The organism is Anaerococcus sp. C0059F3 (genome assembly GCF_056590475.1).
The window spans coordinates 1-756 of the sequence record NZ_JBWPWE010000030.1 but is presented as its reverse complement, the minus strand read 5'-3'; the positions used below and the strand labels follow the sequence as shown (position 1 = coordinate 756).

General features: G+C 35.1%; 1 protein-coding gene. It reads right to left on the bottom strand.

Annotated features, from left to right (window positions below; translation table 11 throughout):
- Positions 1-129: 129 nt before the first annotated feature.
- On the bottom strand, positions 130-600 hold the full coding sequence (gene tnpA, locus AC1EJ5_RS10005; RefSeq protein WP_223418082.1) for an IS200/IS605 family transposase: 471 nt from the start codon (positions 598-600) through the stop codon (positions 130-132).
- Between the last annotated feature and the right edge of the window lie 156 nt (positions 601-756).

Genomic DNA, 756 nt, shown 5'->3' with positions numbered 1-756 from the left:
AATCAAAACTACCAGCTTAGCTGGTAGTTTGTGCAGCGCCTATAAGGCGCGAATACCGGCACGCCCCTATTGGGGCTCCGAATATTCCATCACATGCACCACTATCCCAACTACTGCTGAAGCAGTTTTTTATTTGTTTTTATTTACTGACTCTCCCGTAAACGGGTCATGGTATTCTTTTATACTTATTTGGTCAGCATAATAATCTTCTTTTAATTGATTTTGTATATATTCTTTTATTTTCTTTTCATTTCTGCCTACAGTATCTACATAGTATCCTCTACACCAAAAATGTCTGTTTCCATATTTATATTTTAAGTTGGCATGTCTATCGAATATTATCAGCGAACTTTTTCCTTTTAAATATCCCATTATTTGTGATATTGAATATTTTGGTGGTATTTCTACCAACATATGGACATGATCTGGGCATAACTCTGCTTCTATTATGTTTACTCCTTTTCTTGAACATAATTCTCGAAGTATGCTTCCTATATCTTTCCTTAGTTGTCTATATATTACTTGTCTTCTATATTTTGGCGCAAAAACTATATGATATTTGCATCTCCAGCTTGTATGTGATAAAGTATTTTTATCCATGATTGCCTCCTTGTTTAATTGTGCATGTGACTATCACAATTATACTTTAAGGAGGTTTTCTTGGTGCTTGAAGCTAAAGCTAAATCCCTCCACCTGCATAGCAGGTGGTTTTTTGTTTCGCTCTCTTTCGTTCGCTCAACTCACTAAAGTAGACAA

What these genes read in the sequence shown, in the direction of transcription:
- tnpA (WP_223418082.1), bottom strand. Translation starts at nt 600, where the DNA reads ATGGATAAAAATACTTTATCACATACAAGCTGGAGATGCAAATATCAT.